Genomic DNA, 16,576 nt, shown 5'->3' with positions numbered 1-16,576 from the left:
GCCGCACCGTTTTGCCAAACTCGACGCCGAGCAGGGCAAGTCCCCTCTCCCCGTAAAACGGGGAGAGGCTTAGGGTGAGGGGCAATCTCCCCTCAGTCATTCGCTTCCGGCGGCAGGAAATCCACCTCATGCTCGGCGGACAACCTGACGATTTCCGCCACATCGGTCTTTTCGTGCAGCGCCTTGAAAAGGTCTTCCAGCTGGCGGGCCGGCGAGACCCAGAACAGCGCCCGGCACGGCTTATCGGACTTGTTGAAATAGCCGTGCGGAATGCCGCGCGGCATGCGGACGAGATCGCCGGCCTTGGCCGTCGTCCACTGGCCGTCGAGCTTCAGTTCCAGCTGGCCTTCCTGCACCAGGATGAACTCGTCCTGGGTCGGATGGATGTGCACCGGCACGAACTGGCCGGGGTCGCTGTTGGTCTCGAAGGCAAAAGTGTCGTCCGAGACCGCCTTCGGGAAATACACCTGGCCGAGAATGTTCCACTGCACATCCTTGTAGCCCGTGCCGTCTTTGGTGATGCCCTTTTCCAGTTCCATCTGTTGCTCCCAGCGTTGGTTCCCTTGATTCATGCCCGGGCCATGTCTTCGCATGTGATCCCGGACACAAAACCGTTTCATATTCCGGCGGGAATTGCTCTAGCCCGCCATGACTTCTCCACCGGCCACAACGATGGCCTGCCCGGTGATCGACGACGCGCCTGGCGAAGCGAGCCACAGAACCGTGTCGGCGACCTCTTCGGGCTTTACCAGCCGTCCCTGCGGATTGGATTTGACGAATTCGGACAGCGCTTCCTCTTCCGTACGGCCGGTCTTGGCGGCAATGGCGGCGACGGAGCGCTGGATGATCGGTGTGTCGGTAAAACCGGGGCATACGGCATTGACCGTCACACCTTTGCGGGCGAGCTCCAGCGCCAATGCACGGGTGAGGCCGACGACACCATGCTTGGCGGCGCAATAGGCGGAGACATAACCATAGCCGACTAACCCGGCTGTCGAAGCGACGTTGATGATGCGCGCGCCGTCACCGACGGACTTCAGGTCGGGCAGCACCGCCTGCGTCACCTGGAAGACGCCGGTGAGATCGACGCCGATCACATGGCTCCACATGTCGAGGCTGGTCTTTTCGAACGGCGCGCTCGGCGCCTCGCCGGCATTGTTGACCAGGATGCCGACGGGACCGAACGCCTGCCGCGCCGCCTCAAGGCCTTTGGCAATCGCCGCGGCATCGGTGACATCGAAACCATCGGCAATGAAGACATCGCTGCCGGCAAGCTCGGACGCCAGCGCCTCCAGCGGCTCACGCCGCCTTCCGGCGAGCGTGACGCGGGCGCCGTTTTGCGAAAGCGCCCGCGCGATCGCCGCACCGATGCCGCTGCCGGCACCGGTCACCAGCGCATGCTTTCCGTCCAGCTTGCCCGTTCCGCTCATCGCTTGGCGCCTACTTGGTAACGGCCGGCGCGGTGGCGCGGGCGAGGTTGGTTTCGTACTGGTACTTGCTCGACTGGTACTGTTTCGGCCAGGCAACCGTCGTCAGGCCGATTTTGGCCGCCTCGTGCAGCGCCCAGGCCGGATCGGCAAGGTGCGGACGGGCGACAGCGCAGAGATCGGCGCGGCCGGCGGCGATGATCGAATTGGCGTGGTCGGCCTCGGAAATCGCGCCGACGGCAATCGTCGGAATGCCGATTTCATTGCGGATCTTGTCGGAGAACGGCGTCTGGAACAGGCGGCCATAGACCGGCTTTTCTTCCTTCGACACCTGGCCCGAAGAGCAGTCGATCAGGTCGGCACCGGCATCCTTGAACATCTGCGCGAAGATCGCCGCATCCTCCGGCGTGTTGCCGGCACCGTCCACCCAGTCGTGGCAGGAAAGACGGACGGAAATCGGCTTGTCATCCGGCCAGACGGCGCGGACGGCGCGGAAAACTTCGAGCGGGAAACGCGCCCGGTTTTCGTGGCTGCCGCCATACTCGTCGTCACGGTGATTGGTGAGCGGCGAGAGGAAGCTCGACAGCAGGTAGCCGTGGGCGCAGTGCAATTCCAGCCAGTCGGCGCCGGTGCTCGCCGCCAGTTCGGCGGAGCGGACGTGATCGGCAAGCACCCGGTCCATGTCGACCCGGTCCATCGCCTTCGGCACCTGGCTGTGCTTGAGGTATGGCATGGCGGAGGCCGAATAGAGCGGCCAGGCGCCTTCCTCCAGCGGCTGGTCGATGCCGTCCCAAGCACGCTTGGTGGCACCCTTGCGGCCGGCATGGCCGATCTGGATGCCGACCTTGGCGGCGCTGTTGCCGTGGACGAATGCGACAACGCGCCGCCATTGTGCGGCCTGTTCCTCGTTCCAGAGGCCCAGGCAACCTGGGGTAATGCGGGCATCCGGCGAGACGCAGGTCATTTCGGCGAAAACCAGGCCGGCGCCACCCATGGCGCGCGAACCCAGATGCACCATATGGAAATCGTCGATCAGGCCGTCCGTCGCCGAATACATCGCCATCGGCGAGACAACGACGCGGTTCGGCAGGGTGACGTCGCGGAGCTTATAGGGCGTAAACATCGGCGGCAGGCAACGGTCGTTGCCGACACTCAATCCCGACTTGCGGGCAAACCAGCGTTCGTAACCTTCCAGCCAGGTCTTGTCGCGCAGGCGCAGGTTTTCGTGGCTGATGCGCTGCGAGCGCGTCAGCATCGAATACATGAACTGTTCCGGCTCCAGCGTATCGGCATAACGGCGGCCGACCACCTCGAACCATTCCATGGCGTTGCGGGCGGCATTCTGGATGCGAGCGACGTCGACGCGGCGGATCTCTTCGTAGGTTTCGAGAACGGCCGGGATCTTTTCCTTCTCATGCCCGTGCAGCTCAAACTGCCGGGTGAGCTCGATCGCATCGTCGATGGCAAGCTTGGTGCCGGAACCGATGGCAAAATGCGCCGTATGGGCGGCGTCGCCCATCAGCACGACATGCGAATTGCCGTTGAAATGACTCCACTTGCCGCAGATCAGCCGGTTGAAGTTCAGCCAGGCCGAACCGCGCAGGTGGCGGGCATTGGTCATCAGCGAGGCGCCGTCGAGCACTTCGGAGAACAGGTTTTCGCAGAAATCGATCGAGGCCTGTTGGTCCATCTCGCCGAGACCGTGCGCCTCGTAGGCCTCTTCGGTGGTCTCGACGATGAAGGTCGAGGTCTGATCGTCGAACTTGTAGATATGCGCCTGGAACCAGCCGTGATCCGTCTTGCGGAAATCGAAGGTGAAGGCGTCGTAAAGCTTGTTGGTGCCGAGCCAGATGTAACGGTTCGGCCGCGTTACCAGATCCGGCTGGAACACTTCGGGATAACGGTTGCGGATCTTCGAGTTGAAGCCGTCGGAGGCGATGACCAGATCGGCATCGGCATAATCCGTATCGGCATTGACGTCCGTTTCGAACACCAGCTCGACACCCAGTTCTTCGCAGCGCTGCTGCAGGATGTTCAGCAGTTTCTTGCGGCCGATGCCGACGAAACCGTGGCCGGATGTGCGCTGGCGCGTGCCCTTGAAGAGCACCTCGATATCGTCCCAATGGTTGAAGGCATCCTGGATGATCGCGGCACTTTCGCCGTCCCAGACCTTCATCGATTCCATCGTCGCATCGGAAAACACCACGCCCCAGCCGAAGGTGTCGTAGGGTTTGTTGCGCTCGATCACCCGGATGTCGTGGGCGGGGTGAAGCTTCTTCATCAGCAGTGCGAAATAGAGCCCTGCCGGACCGCCACCGATACAGACGATACGCATCGCTTTTTCCTTCCCGGTCGAATGGGCCGATCCTGCAGCGGACGCTCCGCCTCGGCGCCAGTTATTTTAAGTTTAAAATATAGTCGGACAAAGCGAGCCGTCAAGGGCAAAAACCCCGAAAATGAACGATCTGGATAATGACGCGGCGATTCAATGCGCGCGATGAATCGTTGGCATGGCAATTCGCCACGCCGATCCATAGCGCGCTATTCTTGATCCCAGGACGGAAGTGTTACGCGACCGCCCGGCGGATGCCCTCGCTTTCGAGGATTGGCAGCACGTGATCCCGGAAATAGGGGAATTCCTCTGCATAATCAACAAAAGAAAGCGTCGTGCCGTTAAATCCGGCCTTGTGCAGCGCCAGGATGCCCTCGGCCACCTGCTCCGGCGTGCCAACCAGCGGATAGCCGCCATGACCGGCCGCCATGCGGTCGCGGATCAGCGCTAGGAGATCGTGCGGGAAGGATTGCGCATGGGCGAACTGCAGCCGCACGAGATTGTCGACGGCGTCCCAATCGGCATTGTCCTTACCGAAATATTTGAGGTAGTCCTGCGCTTCCTTCTCCGTCGGGCGGCAGACGACATGGGCAAAGGTCAGCACGCCCACGGACCGGCCGGCATCGGCGCCCTGCTGCTTCAATGCCGCAACCTCCTCGCCCGAGCGCGAAAGATCGATGGCGGGGGTGAAAAGGAAATCGGCATTTTGCGCGGCAAAGGCCCGTCCTTGGCCCGAGCCGGCGGCATTGAGGATCGGTACACGCGTGGTCGGCCGCGGGTCGCCAAGGATGTTCTTCAGCTGGAAATGTTTGCCCTCCCAATCGAAGGCTTCGGTGCGGCTCCACAGCGCCTTGACAACGTCGAACCATTCCTGCGCGTAGCCGTAACGTTCCTCATGGCCGGCCGGCAGGTTGAGGCCGAGCGCCTCGTATTCCGGCTGGTTCCAGCCGGCGACGATGTTGAGGCCGATGCGGCCGCCGCTGATCTGGTCGATGGTCGCCAGCTGCTTGGCGACGACGGCGGGATGGTTGGCCGCGGTGTGGATGGTGGCGAAGACGTTGATGTTGCAGGTCTTGGCCAGCAGGCCGGTGGCCCAGGTGATGGTTTCGAGCACGTTGCCATGGAAATTCGTCTCGCCGCCGTAACCGATCCAGCGGGCGATCGGCAGCATGAAATCGATGCCGGCATCGTCGAGCAGATGGGCGAGGCGGAGATTGTTGTCCCAGGAATTCACCCAGCGCTCCGGCACCTTGGTGACCGACATGCCGCCGGAACAATTGGAGGCGAACGTGCCGAGCAGAAACTGATTGCGATCGAACATGCTGTTCTGATGGGTCATGGCTGTTCCTCTTTGTTTTAAATTTCAAATAAAAAATCTATCGTAAATTCTATCCTTGTCAATCGAGCCCGGGCGTGGACGCGGACCGCATGTGGCGGTATTTCTAAAGCTTGCATTCAGGAAGGCAGGCACGACGTATGAAATCGCCCGAAAAGACCCCCGACGCCCTCGACAGACGCTGGCACCTGGCGCGCAATCCGGTCGAGGTGGATGTCGCCGAGATCGAATATGCGCTGATGCGCGCCTACGAGGCGTTCGGCCGCTGGCAATCGGAATGTCTGGCTTCGGTGATCGATTTTGCCGCGAGCGGGCCGGAAAACGCCATGCTGCACATCATCCGCATGAACGACCGGCCGAAGACCATCAAGGATCTCGCCCGGCTTGCCAACCGCGAGGATATTCCCAACATCCAGTACAGCCTGCGCAAGCTGATCGGTGCCGGCCTCGTGGTGCGCCAGGGCAGCGGCCGTTCCGGCGTCACCTATTCCGTGACGCCGAAAGGTCTGGAGGTAACGGAGCGGTATGCCGACATCCGCGCCTCATTGCTGATCGAGGCGGTCCGCTCCGTGCCCAACTTCCCGCAGAAGCTGGAGGAAGCGACCCGCACGCTCGATCTCCTGACCGGCATCTACGAGCAGGTGGCGCGCGTCGCCGCCACCCATCGCAGGCCGGCACCCTGAAGGGCTGTTACTTTGCCGGATTCTTGGGGTCCCAGAGCACCGTCTTGGCATCCTTTTCGTACGCCATGCCCTTGGGATAGCTGATCGCTTCGAACTGCATGCCCCAGGGCGCCTGGAAATAGAGGATGGTCTGGCCGGCCGCCGGACCCTGCTCGATCGGCAGCGGTCCGAGACGCGTCGCCACACCCTTGCCGTCGAGGTAAGCTTTTGCGGCGGCGACGTCGTCGACATAAAGCGCGATGTGGAAGGCGCCGATATCGCTGTTCTTGGCCTTCAGGTCGCGCTGGTCGGGTGCCGAATACTGGAAGAGCTCGATGTTCGAGCCGAACCCGCAACGAACCAGCGTGATTTCGTGGATGACCGCCTTGGCGTCGACGCCGACCAGATCGGTCATGAAGGTGCCCTTGTCATCGGCAAACGGTCCGAAGGACATCGCCTTTTCGCAACCGAGCACACCGGTGAAAAAATCCACCGCCTGCTTCATATCGGGTACGGTGACGCCGGTATGATCGTGACCGCGCAAGCCCGGCAGGCCGTCGGCCAGCGCCGGGCCGGACAAGACGGCCAGGGCTGCGAGAGTCCGCAGCGATTTCGTAAACATGGTTTTCATGGCATTCCCCTCTTTTGCAGGCACGAAAAGACCCTCGCGCCGGAGGCCCGCTTGCCCGGCACGTGTTCGACGAATTGCAATGTCCTCAGTTGCCGCCCGTAGCCGGTGCAGCCTATCGACGAAGCTCGGAACCCTCCTTCGTCATCCTCGGCCTTGTGCCGGGGATCCAATCACGTCAATCGGTTGGCAGTTCCTCGGCGCCAATCCGAGGGTGACGGCCGCATACTGAACTGCGCTTACGCCGCGTCTTCAATTCCGGTCTTGGGGTCCAGCCAGCCGGGATTGATCTCCGGCAGCGGGATGGCATCGAGCAGCATGCGGGTATAGTCGGATTTCGGATTGGCGAAGACCTCGGCGCAGGCGCCTTCCTCCTCCACCTTACCGAAACGCAGCACGTAGACGCGGTCGCAAACGGCGCGGATGACGGAGAGGTCGTGGCTGATGAAGGCCATGGCAAGGCCGAGATCGGCCGAAAGACCTTTCAAAAGTTTCAGCACCTGCGCCTGCGTCGAGACATCGAGGCCGGAAACGATCTCGTCGGCCAGCACGAAATCCGGCTCCAGCAGCGCGGCGCGGGCAATGCCGATGCGCTGGCGCTGGCCGCCGGACAATTCGTGCGGATTGCGGTCGAGACAGGCCACCGGCAGGGTGACGCGCTCAAGGATCTTTGCGACACGCGCCTCCGCTTCGGCGGCATTTTTTGCCAGGCCGTGCAGCAGCAGCGGCTCGACCAGGATGCGGCGGATGGTGTGGCGCGGATTGAGCGAGGCCATCGGATCCTGGAAGATCATCTGGATACGGCGGCGCAATGGCCGCATCTCGGCTTCCGGCAGATGGGTGATGTCGCGCCCGTCGAAATGGATCGAGCCGGAAGAGACATCCACCAGCCGCAAAAGCGCACGGCCGAGCGTCGTCTTGCCCGAGCCGGATTCGCCGACGATCCCGACAGTTTCGCCGCGGCGGATGGCGATATCGACGCCGTGCAGCACCTTTACGCCGCGCCTGCCGCCGTAAATGACTTCGAGGCCGGTGGCGGTGAGGAGGTTTTCAGCCATGTTTTTCCAGCCCTCTCAACGGATGCCGATTTCGGCGCGCAACTGTTCGAACACCGCCTGCGGCACCGGCTCCAGCCCGGCATCCGGCCGGTCGTAACGCGGGCCGGCAGCCATCAGAGCCTTCGTGTAGGCGTGCTTCGGGTTCTGCAGCACCTCGGCCGTTGCCCCCGCCTCGATGACCTTGCCGGCATAGAGCAGCGTGACGCTGTCGCAGATCTGCGCGACGACGCCGAGATCGTGGGTGACGAAGATGACGGCGGTGCCGTGTTGCTTCTGCATGTCGCGGATCAGCCGCAGGATCTGCTTCTGCACCGTGACGTCGAGCGCCGTCGTCGGTTCGTCGGCAACGACCAGTTTCGGTTCCAGCGCGAAGGCAGCGGCGATCAGCACGCGCTGGCGCATGCCGCCGGAGAGTTCGTGCGGGAAGGCGCGCAGCACCCGTTCGGGATCGCGGATCTGCACCTCTTCCAGAAGTTTTAGCGCCCGGGCATGCGCATCCTTGACGGAGAGGCCACCCCGCAGGCGAAGACCGTCGGTCAGCTGCGCCTCGATGCGCCGGCCGGGATTGAGCGCCGTCTGCGGATCCTGCGGGATCAGCGAAATCTGCGCGCCCATGATGTCGCGCAACTCGCGTCCCGGCATGGTCAGCAGGTCGCGACCTTCGAACTGGATGGTGCCTGAGGTAACGCGCACGGTGCGCGGCAAAATGCCGAGCAACGCCTTGGCGATGGTGGATTTGCCGGCGCCGCTTTCGCCGACGAGGCCGCGCACTTCGCCGCGCTCCAGCGTCAGCGAGACGTCGCGCAGGATCGGCGCTCCGCCTTCACGGTCGGACACGGCGGACAAGCCGGAGATGGAAACAAGGGACGTGGTCATCGACGCATCACCGGATCGAGCGCCCGGCGCAACCCGTCGCCAAGCTGGTTGAAGGCAAGCACGGTGGCAAACAGCACGACGAGCGGCGCGACCAGCACCCACCAGCCCTGATAGATGATCTGCCGCCCCTGGGCGATCATGCCGCCCCAGGTGGGCGTATCGGAGGACACCGACAGGCCGACGAAGGACAGGATCGCCTCGACGATGACGGCGATGCCCATTTCCAGGCTGACGAGCGCGATCAGCACCGGTGCGACATTCGGCAGGATTTCCCGGATCAGGATGTGCAGGCGCGGAAAACCGATGGTGCGGGCGGCAACGACATAATCCATCTTTGCCTGCGCCTGGGTTTCGGCCCGCACCACACGACAGAACCGCGTCCAGTCGATGATGACGATGGCGGCGATGACGGAATGGATACCGGAGCCGAGCACGGCGACCAGCAGGATCGACAACAGCACGGGCGGAAAGGCCATCCAGATATCGACAAGCCGGGAGATCACCTTGTCGGCCCAGCCGCCGTAAAAGCCGGCGATCAACCCGAGCACCGTGCCGAACAGGGCGGCAAGCCCGGCGGCAACGAAGGCGACGGTCAGCGCAATGCGGGTGCCATAGATGACGCGGGAGAGCACATCCCGGCCGAGATCGTCGGTGCCGAGCCAGTAGCCGGGTTCCGTGCCGGGATAACCCGCCGGCGGCAGGGTGCCGAGCATCAGGTCCTGCTCGAGCGGGTCCTTGGGCGCCAGCCAGGGCGCGAAGATCGCGATGAGCAGCAGCAGGAGAATAAAACCGCCGCCGATCAGCACTTTTGGCTCGCGCAGCATGGCGCGCAGGTTTTTCGAAAGGCCGGAGCGACGGACGGCGGGTGGGGTCAGAACGACATCAGCCATGACGCAGCCTCGGATTGAACGCGACGACAAGCATGTCGACCAAAAGGTTGATGACGATGAACAGGGCGCCGAACACCAGGACAAGGCCCTGGATCAGCGGCAGGTCGCGGTTGATCACCGCGTCGATCGCCATGTTGCCGATACCGGGATAAGCGAAGATGCGCTCGACGATGACGGTGCCGCCGATCAGGAAGGTGAACTGCACGCCGGTGAGCGCGATGGTCGGGCCGATGGCGTTGCGCAGCGCCTCCTGCAGCACGAGGCGCAGGCTGGACATGCCCTTGAGCCGGGCGAGCAGGATATAATCCTGCACCATGGCCTCCAGGAGCGCTTCCTTCAGCACGCGGGTAATGATTGCGGCCAGCGGCAGGCCGAGCGCCAGCACCGGCATGACCATGTGGGCGGCAACATCGGCGAAGACGCTGAAGCGCAACGTGACGAGGCTTTCAATGAGATAGAAGGGCGTGACAAAATCCACCTGAACGCCGGGATTGATGCGGCCCGACAGCGGGAAGATCGGGAAGGCGACGCCGAGCACCAGCACCAGCGCCAGGGCCCAGACGAAATCCGGTACGGCAAGACAGAGGCCGTTGACCGTATCGACCACCGGTTCACCCGGCGTGCGGCGCAAAAGCGTGCCGAGAACGGCAACCGCGCCGCCGAGCACGATGGCAACCAGCAATGCGACAACAGCCAGTTCCAGCGTCGCCGGCAGGCGCTCGGCCAGAAGTTCCAGGACATCGCGGCGCAGAGAGATCGAGGTACCGAAATCGCCGACGGCGACCGCCTTCAGCCAGACGAGAAACTGCACCGGCAGGCTGGCATCGAGCCCGTATTGCGCCCGGAGCGCGGCGATGCTTTCCGGGCTGGCGCCGGGCGAGATCATCATGGCGATCGGATCGCCGGGAACGACCCGCAGCAGGACGAAAACGATCACCGCCACGCCGAACAGCGTGATCGCGGCCATCAGAAGTCGTTTGAGGATAGAGACGGCAATCATGAAAGCTTCATTTCCTGGCCGCACGGAGGCGACAAGCGTAACAGTGGGTCTGCAAGGTGGCAAGCGGAGTGGGTGGCGCGGTTGCGACGGCCCCTCATCCCCCCTGCCGGGACCTTCTCCCCGCCAGCGGGGAGAAGGAGTTTTTGGGCACGCACGCCCTTATGTCGGAGGTCGAAAAGCGGGCGATACAGCAGGAGCATCACACATGGAATGAGAGTGCCGCTTGCCCCTTCTCCCCAGCGGGGAGAAGGTCCCGGCAGGGGGATGAGGGGGCGCCACAAAGAAGCGCCTTACCGTGTCTCGCCCCCTCATCCGACCCTTCGGGCCACCTTCTCCCCGTCGGGGAGAAGGGGAATGCCTCATCAGGCCGGCGAAACCAGCGTCGGCTGCAGGGCGCCCGAAACATTCGGCGTGACCTTCAACGTCGCCTTGTAGAGCAGCGGCTGGGCATATTGCAGCAGCGGGATCACATAACCCTCTTCGGCAATATACTTGCTGACGGCTTTCCAGCCGGCGATGCGCTTTTCTTCGTCCTTCTCGCCCCAGAGCGGGCCGATCATGCCGTCGAGGTCGTCGGTGTTCCAGACGGAGTGCGGCGACGGGCCGAACATGGCGAAACCGGTCGAGGTGGTCGGATCGCCGATGGCGTTGCCCCAGTTGTAGAAAGCGGCCGGCGCCAGCTGGTCGGCGGCACGCAGTTCGTAGTGTTTGGCGATTTCGTAGACTTCGATTTCCGCCTCGATGCCGACCTTGCGCCACATGCCGACGATCGCCTGGATCATCTCGTAATCCTTCGGCTTGAAGCCGCGCGTCGTCTGGATCTTGAATTTAGCCGGCTTGTCGGTTGAGAAACCGGACGCGGCCAGCAGCGACTTCGCCTTTTCCGGATCGAAGCCGACGACGATGGAGGCGTCATAAGCATCGTATTCCGGCGCTTCCAGCGTATCGATCGGCACGCCATAACCGCGCAGCAGGCGCTCGACGATCGCCTTCTTGTCGATGGCGTGGTGGGCGGCGAGACGGACGTTCTTGTCGAGCATCACGTCGATGTTGTTGAGGAAGATCATGCCGATATCGGAGATCGGCGTCGCGACGCCGGCAAAACCGTCCGTGCCCTTCAGGCGGTCGAATTCTTCGTAGGGAATTTCGAGCGTGATGTCGGAAGCGCCCGATTCCAGCTCGGCGACACGGCTCGTACCGTCCGGCACGAACTTGAAGACGACGGTATCGAAGGCCGGCTTGCCGCCGAAATAATTCTCATTGGCCTTGAGGCGTAGGAAGGCGTTGCCTTCGTAGGCATCGACCATATAGGGGCCGGTGCCGATCGGCGCCTTTTCGAAGCCTTCGGCGCCAACCTTTTCGTAATAGGCCTTCGGCAGGATGTAGCCGGTGAGGAAGGCCATCCATTTGAAGAAGGTCGGCTCGAAACGCAGCACGTCGCCGGTAATCTTGTTGCCTTCGATGGTGTAGTTGCCGGCGGTCGACCAGATGAACTGGATCGGGTTGCCGGTCTTTTCGTCGGCGGCACGGGTCAGCGACCAGACGACGTCTTCCGGCGTGAACGGCGAGCCGTCATGCCAGGTCACGCCCTCGCGCACGTCCATCCAGACCTTGGTCTTGTCTTCGTTCCAGCCCCAGGCCGTCAGCAGGCCCGGCTGGAAGGAAAGATCCGGCCCCTGGCCGATGAACTGGTCGAAGACCGAGCGATAGATCGCCTGGATGGACGGATTGACGGCGGAAGGCCCGACCGTCGGATCGAAGGACGGCAGGTTGACGTTGTAGGCGATCGTCAGCGTGCCGCTTTCGGCGGCGGAAACGATGTTACGGCCGGAAAATACACCGGTCAGAAAGGCAGCAGCACCCAGGCCCAGCGCCTGGCGTCTGGAAAGCGTCATCATGGTTCGAGCTCCGTCGGTTCCCCTGGTCCCGGCAGGACGGCTCTCCTGGCCGCCTGACCGAGCATTTTATTGATCGGAATGCTTTAATGTTAAAATAAGCAATTTTTGCTGGCAAGCGCTTTCTCGCAAAAGCGATGCGTCAAGGGCGCGGCAACAGGCTCCATTATATGCCATCGCATATAAATGCCGACAGTCACCGATGTCCTGTTCTTGCGCTTGTTTCAAAGGCTTGACCCCTCCTTTCACCGATCGCGGAATTTGCAGATTGACACAAAGCCGCGTCACAAAATATGATTTTGCAAATGATTATAAGATCACGCTCCGCTTGGGAGCAAGGGGAATTCTCGAAATGGCAGAACGGTCTTTTGCACGTGAGGTCGAGGACCTCAAATTGGGCGAAGGCGACATCTTTCGCGGCGAGGGAATCCTGGCGATCACCAAGGCGCTGTTGCAATCCGGCGTCTCCTATGTCGGCGGTTACCAGGGCTCGCCGATCTCGCATCTGATGGATGTTCTGGCCGACGCCAAGGACGTCATGGAAGAGCTGGGCGTGCATTTCGAGACTTCGGCCTCGGAAGCCGCCGCCGCTGCCATGCTATCGGCCTCGGTGATGTATCCGGTGCGCGGCGCCGTCACCTGGAAATCGACCGCCGGCACCAACGTCGCTTCCGACGCGCTCTCCAACCTCTCTTCCGGCGGCGTCACCGGCGGTGCGATGATCATCATCGGCGAGGATTACGGCGAAGGTTCCTCGATCATGCAGGAACGCAGCCACGCCTTTGCGATGAAATCGCAACTCTGGCTCCTGACCCCGCGCCCCAACCTGCCGTCTATCGTCAAGGCGGTGGAGGAAGGGTTCGAGCTTTCCGAAGTTTCCAACACGCCCGTCATGCTGCAGGTCGGCATCCGTAGCTGTCACGTCCACGGCCAGTTCGTCGCCAGGGACAACAAGCGTCCGGACTTCACCCTGCGCCAGGCGCTGGAAAACCCGGTGCGCGACGTCAGCCGCATCGTGTTGCCGCCGGCATCCTTCGTCCATGAGAAAGAGAAGCTCGAGCGCCGCTGGCCGGCCGCCGTCGAATTCATCAAAGAGCGGAAAATCAACGAATATTTCGGCCCTGAAGAAGGCGAAGTCGGCATCATTCTGCAAGGCGGGCTTTACAACGGCGTGATGCGCGCCCTGCAGCAGCTCGGCCTTGCCGATGTCTACGGCAATTCCTCCGTGCCGCTCTATGTGCTCAACATCTCCTATCCGCTGATCGACGATCAGATCGCCGATTTCTGCGTCGGCAAACAGGCGGTGCTGATGGTGGAGGAAGGCGCGCCGGAATATATCGAGCAGATGCTCAACACCATCCTGCGCCGCCGCGACATCCAGACCAGGGTTTCCGGCAAGGATGTGCTGCCGATGGGCGGCGAATATACCGCGCCGGTGCTGGTGAAGGGCGTGCAATCCTTCCTGGAAAAGTACCAGCGGGTGCTGCTCGGCAACCAGCCGCCGATCCCCGATCCGACCCCCATTCTGCAGGATCCGAAGATCAAGGCGCTGGCCGAAGTCGTGCCGCCGCGCCCGCCGGGTTTCTGCATCGGCTGTCCGGAAAGGCCGATCTTTGCGGCCATGAAGCTGGTGCAGGGCGAGCTTGGCGACCACCACGTTTCCGGCGACATCGGCTGCCACCTGTTTTCCATCCTGCCGCCCTTCAATATCGGCTCAACGACGATGGGTTACGGCCTGTCGCCGGCGGCGGCCTCCGCCTTCAACGTCGCATCCGACAAGAGGGTGATCTCGGTGATGGGTGACGGCGGCTTCTGGCACAACGGCCTTGCCACCTCGATCGGCAATGCCGTGTTCAACAAGCAGGACGGCGTCATCCTCGTCGTCGACAATTTTTATTCGGCTGCGACCGGCGGCCAGGACGTCATGTCGTCGCGCGCCATCAATCCGCGGCGCAAGACCAACAATTCCATCGTCAACGCGGTGAAGGGCATCGGCGCCACCTGGGTGCGCCAGATCGACCGCACCTACGACGTCACCAAGATGCGCGATACGCTGCGCGAGGCGCTGACGACGAAGGAGGAAGGCCCAAAAATCATCGTCGCCTCCTCCGAATGCATGCTGAACAAGCAGCGTCGCATCAAGCCGCTTTTCGCCAAGGCGGTAAAGGACGGAAAACGCATGGTCAAGGAGCGGTTCGGCGTCGACGAGGACGTCTGCACTGGCGATCACGCCTGCATCCGCCTTTCCGGCTGTCCGTCGCTGTCGGTGAAACACACCGACGATCCGCTGAAGGACGATCCGGTGGCGGCGATCGACAACAACTGCGTCGGCTGCGGCAATTGCGGCGAGGTTTCGGAAGCCGCCGTGCTCTGTCCGTCCTTCTACCGCGCCGACATCATCCACAACCCCACCGGCTGGGACCGTTTCCTCGCGAAAATCCGCGGAAAAGTCATCGGCTGGCTGCAGGCGCGCCGTCAGGCAAGCCGCATCGTCTTTGCGGATTGAGGCCGGTCATGAACGAACATGTTTCTCTCTCGCCCGCGCGCCATTCCACCGACAAGCCTTTGTCGCTTGCCATCCTCGCCATGGGCGGCCAGGGCGGCGGCGTGCTTGCCGACTGGATCGTCAACATGGCGGAAGCTGAGGGCTGGATGGCGCAGACCACCTCGGTGCCGGGTGTCGCCCAGCGCACCGGCGCGACCATCTATTACGTCGAGATGCTGCCGGCCCGCGACGGCCATGCGCCGATCTTCTCGCTGATGCCGACGCCGGGCGATGTCGACGTCGTCATCGCCGCCGAACTGATGGAGGCCGGCCGCTCGGTGCTGCGCGGCCTGGTGACGCCGGACAAGACGGTGCTGATCGCCTCGACCCACCGCTCCTTCGCCGTCAGCGAAAAGCAGACACCGGGCGACGGCATCGGCAACCCGGTGGTCGTCATCGACGCCACGGATTTTGCCGCGAAAAAAACCATCGCCTTCGACATGGAAAGCCTGGCCGTGAAGAACGGCAGCGTCATTTCTTCGGCGCTGTTCGGCGGGCTGGCGGCAGCCGAGATCTTGCCGTTTACCAAGCAGGCGTTCGAGGCGACCATCCGCGCCGGCGGTAAGGGCATCGAGGCCAGCCTGAAAGCTTTTAATGCCGCCTATGAACGCGCCAGGGACAAGCCGACCGAAAAACTGTCGGCAACGCCGCACAAACATTTCGACGTGTTGCCGGAAACCGCCGGCCACCCGGCGCTGGACCGTCTCGTCCACCGTATCCGCAGCGAGTTTCCGGAACAGGCGCAGCAGATGCTGTATGCCGGCGCCAAAAAACTCACCGACTTTCAGGACCCGGCCTATGCCGGGGAATATCTCGACCGGGTTTCATCGCTTCTCGCCGTCGACCGCCGTCATGGCGGCGAAGCGAAGGATTTTGCTTTCACCCTGCAGGCGGCAAAATATGTTGCCGTCGCCATGGCTTATGACGATGTGATTCGTGTGGCGGACCTCAAGGTGCGCGCCTCGCGCTTCGAGCGGGTGCGCAAGGAGGTCGGCGCCCGGGACGGTCAGATCGTCTACACGACGGAATATATGCATCCGCGCATGGAAGAAATCTGCGGCACGCTGCCGAAAAAGCTCGGCCTGTGGATCGAAAACCGCCCTGCTTTGTTCAACCGGCTCGACAGGCTGGTCAACAAGGGACGCCGGGTGAAAACCGGCACGCTGTTCTGGTTCAGCGGCCTCTACGTCGTCTCGGCCCTGCGCCGCGGTCGGCGCGGCACACTGCGCCATTCTCGCGAGATGGAACATTGCGGAGCCTGGCTCAAGACGGCGACGACGGTGCTTGGTGAAAATTACGATCTCGCCGTCGAAGTGCTCGGCTGTCGGCGGCTGGTGAAGGGGTATTCCGACACCCACGCCCGCGGCCTGTCGAAATTCGACCGCGTGCTCTCCGCCCTGCCACTCATCCGCCACCGCGACGACGGCGCTGCCTGGCTGAAACGCCTGCGCCAGGCCGCCCTGCTCGACGAAAAGGGCATCGCCCTCGACGGTGCGCTGAAGACGGTGGCGACACTGGATAGCTGATATCGATGCAAAACCGGCGAGTGCGGCATCCTGCCCTTCGCCCCTCGTTGCAGGTCGCGCCTGAATGCCCATTGGTTCCTGACCGTTGCGGATTCGCGCGAAAAGTTGCAGACTTGGCGTCGATACTACAACGAGGAACGCCCTCACTCGGCGATCAGATAATGACGTCCCAATTGAGCTGCATAATCCAGGTGGCCCAACCAGCCGGCATCATGATCGGAGCCGGAAAACTCCAGCTTTCGGCGGTCCAAGGTTTGGGCTCAGAGCAAACCCCGGAAAATTCCAGCACCCGCTGGCCCAAAATCGGGGAGCACATCAACTATGAACTCGCCAGCACGTATTGTCCATTAAACACAAAACCCCCGTTACATGAGGTGTAGCGGGGGTTTTGTGTATAGATT

13 protein-coding genes and 1 pseudogene are annotated in these 16,576 nt (G+C 62.5%); 4 read left to right on the top strand and 10 right to left on the bottom strand.

The genetic code is table 11. From position 1 onward, the window contains the following. Nucleotides 1-92: 92 nt before the first annotated feature. The 4 genes from ACSQ3I_RS00070 to ACSQ3I_RS00055 form a co-directional block, all read right to left on the bottom strand. Nucleotides 93-539, bottom strand: coding sequence for a cupin domain-containing protein (locus ACSQ3I_RS00070; protein ID WP_435995113.1), 447 nt, complete (start codon nucleotides 537-539; stop codon nucleotides 93-95). Nucleotides 540-638: 99 nt separating this feature from the next. Continuing rightward, the gene (locus ACSQ3I_RS00065; RefSeq protein WP_435995111.1) at nucleotides 639-1,430 is read right to left on the bottom strand and encodes an SDR family NAD(P)-dependent oxidoreductase; all 792 of its coding nucleotides are present in this window, start codon (nucleotides 1,428-1,430) and stop codon (nucleotides 639-641) included. Between the two features lie 10 nt (nucleotides 1,431-1,440). Next, nucleotides 1,441-3,762, bottom strand: coding sequence for a bifunctional salicylyl-CoA 5-hydroxylase/oxidoreductase (locus ACSQ3I_RS00060; protein ID WP_435995109.1), 2,322 nt, complete (start codon nucleotides 3,760-3,762; stop codon nucleotides 1,441-1,443). Between the two features lie 232 nt (nucleotides 3,763-3,994). Beyond that, nucleotides 3,995-5,098 (bottom strand): LLM class flavin-dependent oxidoreductase, encoded by a 1,104-nt coding sequence (locus tag ACSQ3I_RS00055; protein ID WP_435995107.1) that lies wholly within the window; start codon nucleotides 5,096-5,098, stop codon nucleotides 3,995-3,997. 137 nt (nucleotides 5,099-5,235) lie between these two features. On the opposite strand from ACSQ3I_RS00055, the gene ACSQ3I_RS00050 reads away from it, so the two are divergent. Beyond that, the gene (locus ACSQ3I_RS00050; protein ID WP_435995105.1) at nucleotides 5,236-5,778 is read left to right on the top strand and encodes a winged helix DNA-binding protein; all 543 of its coding nucleotides are present in this window, start codon (nucleotides 5,236-5,238) and stop codon (nucleotides 5,776-5,778) included. A gap of 7 nt (nucleotides 5,779-5,785) precedes the next feature. Here the strand turns inward: ACSQ3I_RS00050 and ACSQ3I_RS00045 are convergent, their stop codons facing one another. From ACSQ3I_RS00045 to ACSQ3I_RS00020, 6 genes are all read right to left on the bottom strand, one after another. Further along, nucleotides 5,786-6,379 carry a VOC family protein gene (locus ACSQ3I_RS00045; protein WP_435996212.1) on the bottom strand — a complete coding sequence of 198 codons (594 nt, stop codon included), beginning with the start codon at nucleotides 6,377-6,379 and terminating at the stop codon, nucleotides 5,786-5,788. 245 nt (nucleotides 6,380-6,624) lie between these two features. Beyond that, nucleotides 6,625-7,443 carry an ATP-binding cassette domain-containing protein gene (locus tag ACSQ3I_RS00040; protein ID WP_435995103.1) on the bottom strand — a complete coding sequence of 273 codons (819 nt, stop codon included), beginning with the start codon at nucleotides 7,441-7,443 and terminating at the stop codon, nucleotides 6,625-6,627. A 15-nt stretch (nucleotides 7,444-7,458) separates the two neighbouring features. Beyond that, complete coding sequence (locus ACSQ3I_RS00035; protein ID WP_435995101.1) at nucleotides 7,459-8,319, bottom strand: ABC transporter ATP-binding protein; 861 nt, start codon at nucleotides 8,317-8,319, stop codon at nucleotides 7,459-7,461. Further along, nucleotides 8,316-9,209, bottom strand: coding sequence for an ABC transporter permease (locus ACSQ3I_RS00030; protein WP_435995099.1), 894 nt, complete (start codon nucleotides 9,207-9,209; stop codon nucleotides 8,316-8,318). The genes ACSQ3I_RS00035 and ACSQ3I_RS00030 overlap by 4 nt, the downstream gene beginning before the upstream one ends. Continuing rightward, nucleotides 9,202-10,209 carry an ABC transporter permease gene (locus tag ACSQ3I_RS00025; RefSeq protein WP_435995097.1) on the bottom strand — a complete coding sequence of 336 codons (1,008 nt, stop codon included), beginning with the start codon at nucleotides 10,207-10,209 and terminating at the stop codon, nucleotides 9,202-9,204. Before ACSQ3I_RS00025 ends, ACSQ3I_RS00030 begins: the two co-directional genes overlap by 8 nt. Before the next feature lie 362 nt (nucleotides 10,210-10,571). Further along, nucleotides 10,572-12,104 (bottom strand): ABC transporter substrate-binding protein, encoded by a 1,533-nt coding sequence (locus ACSQ3I_RS00020; RefSeq protein ID WP_435996210.1) that lies wholly within the window; start codon nucleotides 12,102-12,104, stop codon nucleotides 10,572-10,574. 352 nt (nucleotides 12,105-12,456) lie between these two features. Here ACSQ3I_RS00020 and ACSQ3I_RS00015 point away from each other — a divergent pair, with 352 nt between their 5' ends. The 3 genes and pseudogenes from ACSQ3I_RS00015 to ACSQ3I_RS00005 form a co-directional block, all read left to right on the top strand. After that, nucleotides 12,457-14,610 carry a thiamine pyrophosphate-dependent enzyme gene (locus ACSQ3I_RS00015; RefSeq protein ID WP_435995095.1) on the top strand — a complete coding sequence of 718 codons (2,154 nt, stop codon included), beginning with the start codon at nucleotides 12,457-12,459 and terminating at the stop codon, nucleotides 14,608-14,610. 8 nt (nucleotides 14,611-14,618) lie between these two features. Then, complete coding sequence (locus ACSQ3I_RS00010; protein WP_435995093.1) at nucleotides 14,619-16,175, top strand: indolepyruvate oxidoreductase subunit beta family protein; 1,557 nt, start codon at nucleotides 14,619-14,621, stop codon at nucleotides 16,173-16,175. Between the two features lie 60 nt (nucleotides 16,176-16,235). Beyond that, a pseudogene (locus tag ACSQ3I_RS00005) lies at nucleotides 16,236-16,380 on the top strand (integrase core domain-containing protein); the annotation flags it as partial. Nucleotides 16,381-16,576: the final 196 nt, after the last annotated feature.

The sequence above is a fragment of the Rhizobium sp. LjRoot30 genome (assembly GCF_964253915.1).
In the GTDB taxonomy this organism is placed as follows: domain Bacteria; phylum Pseudomonadota; class Alphaproteobacteria; order Rhizobiales; family Rhizobiaceae; genus Metarhizobium.
The sequence above is the reverse complement of the archived record's forward strand: the minus strand, read 5'-3'. Positions and strand labels throughout refer to the sequence as shown.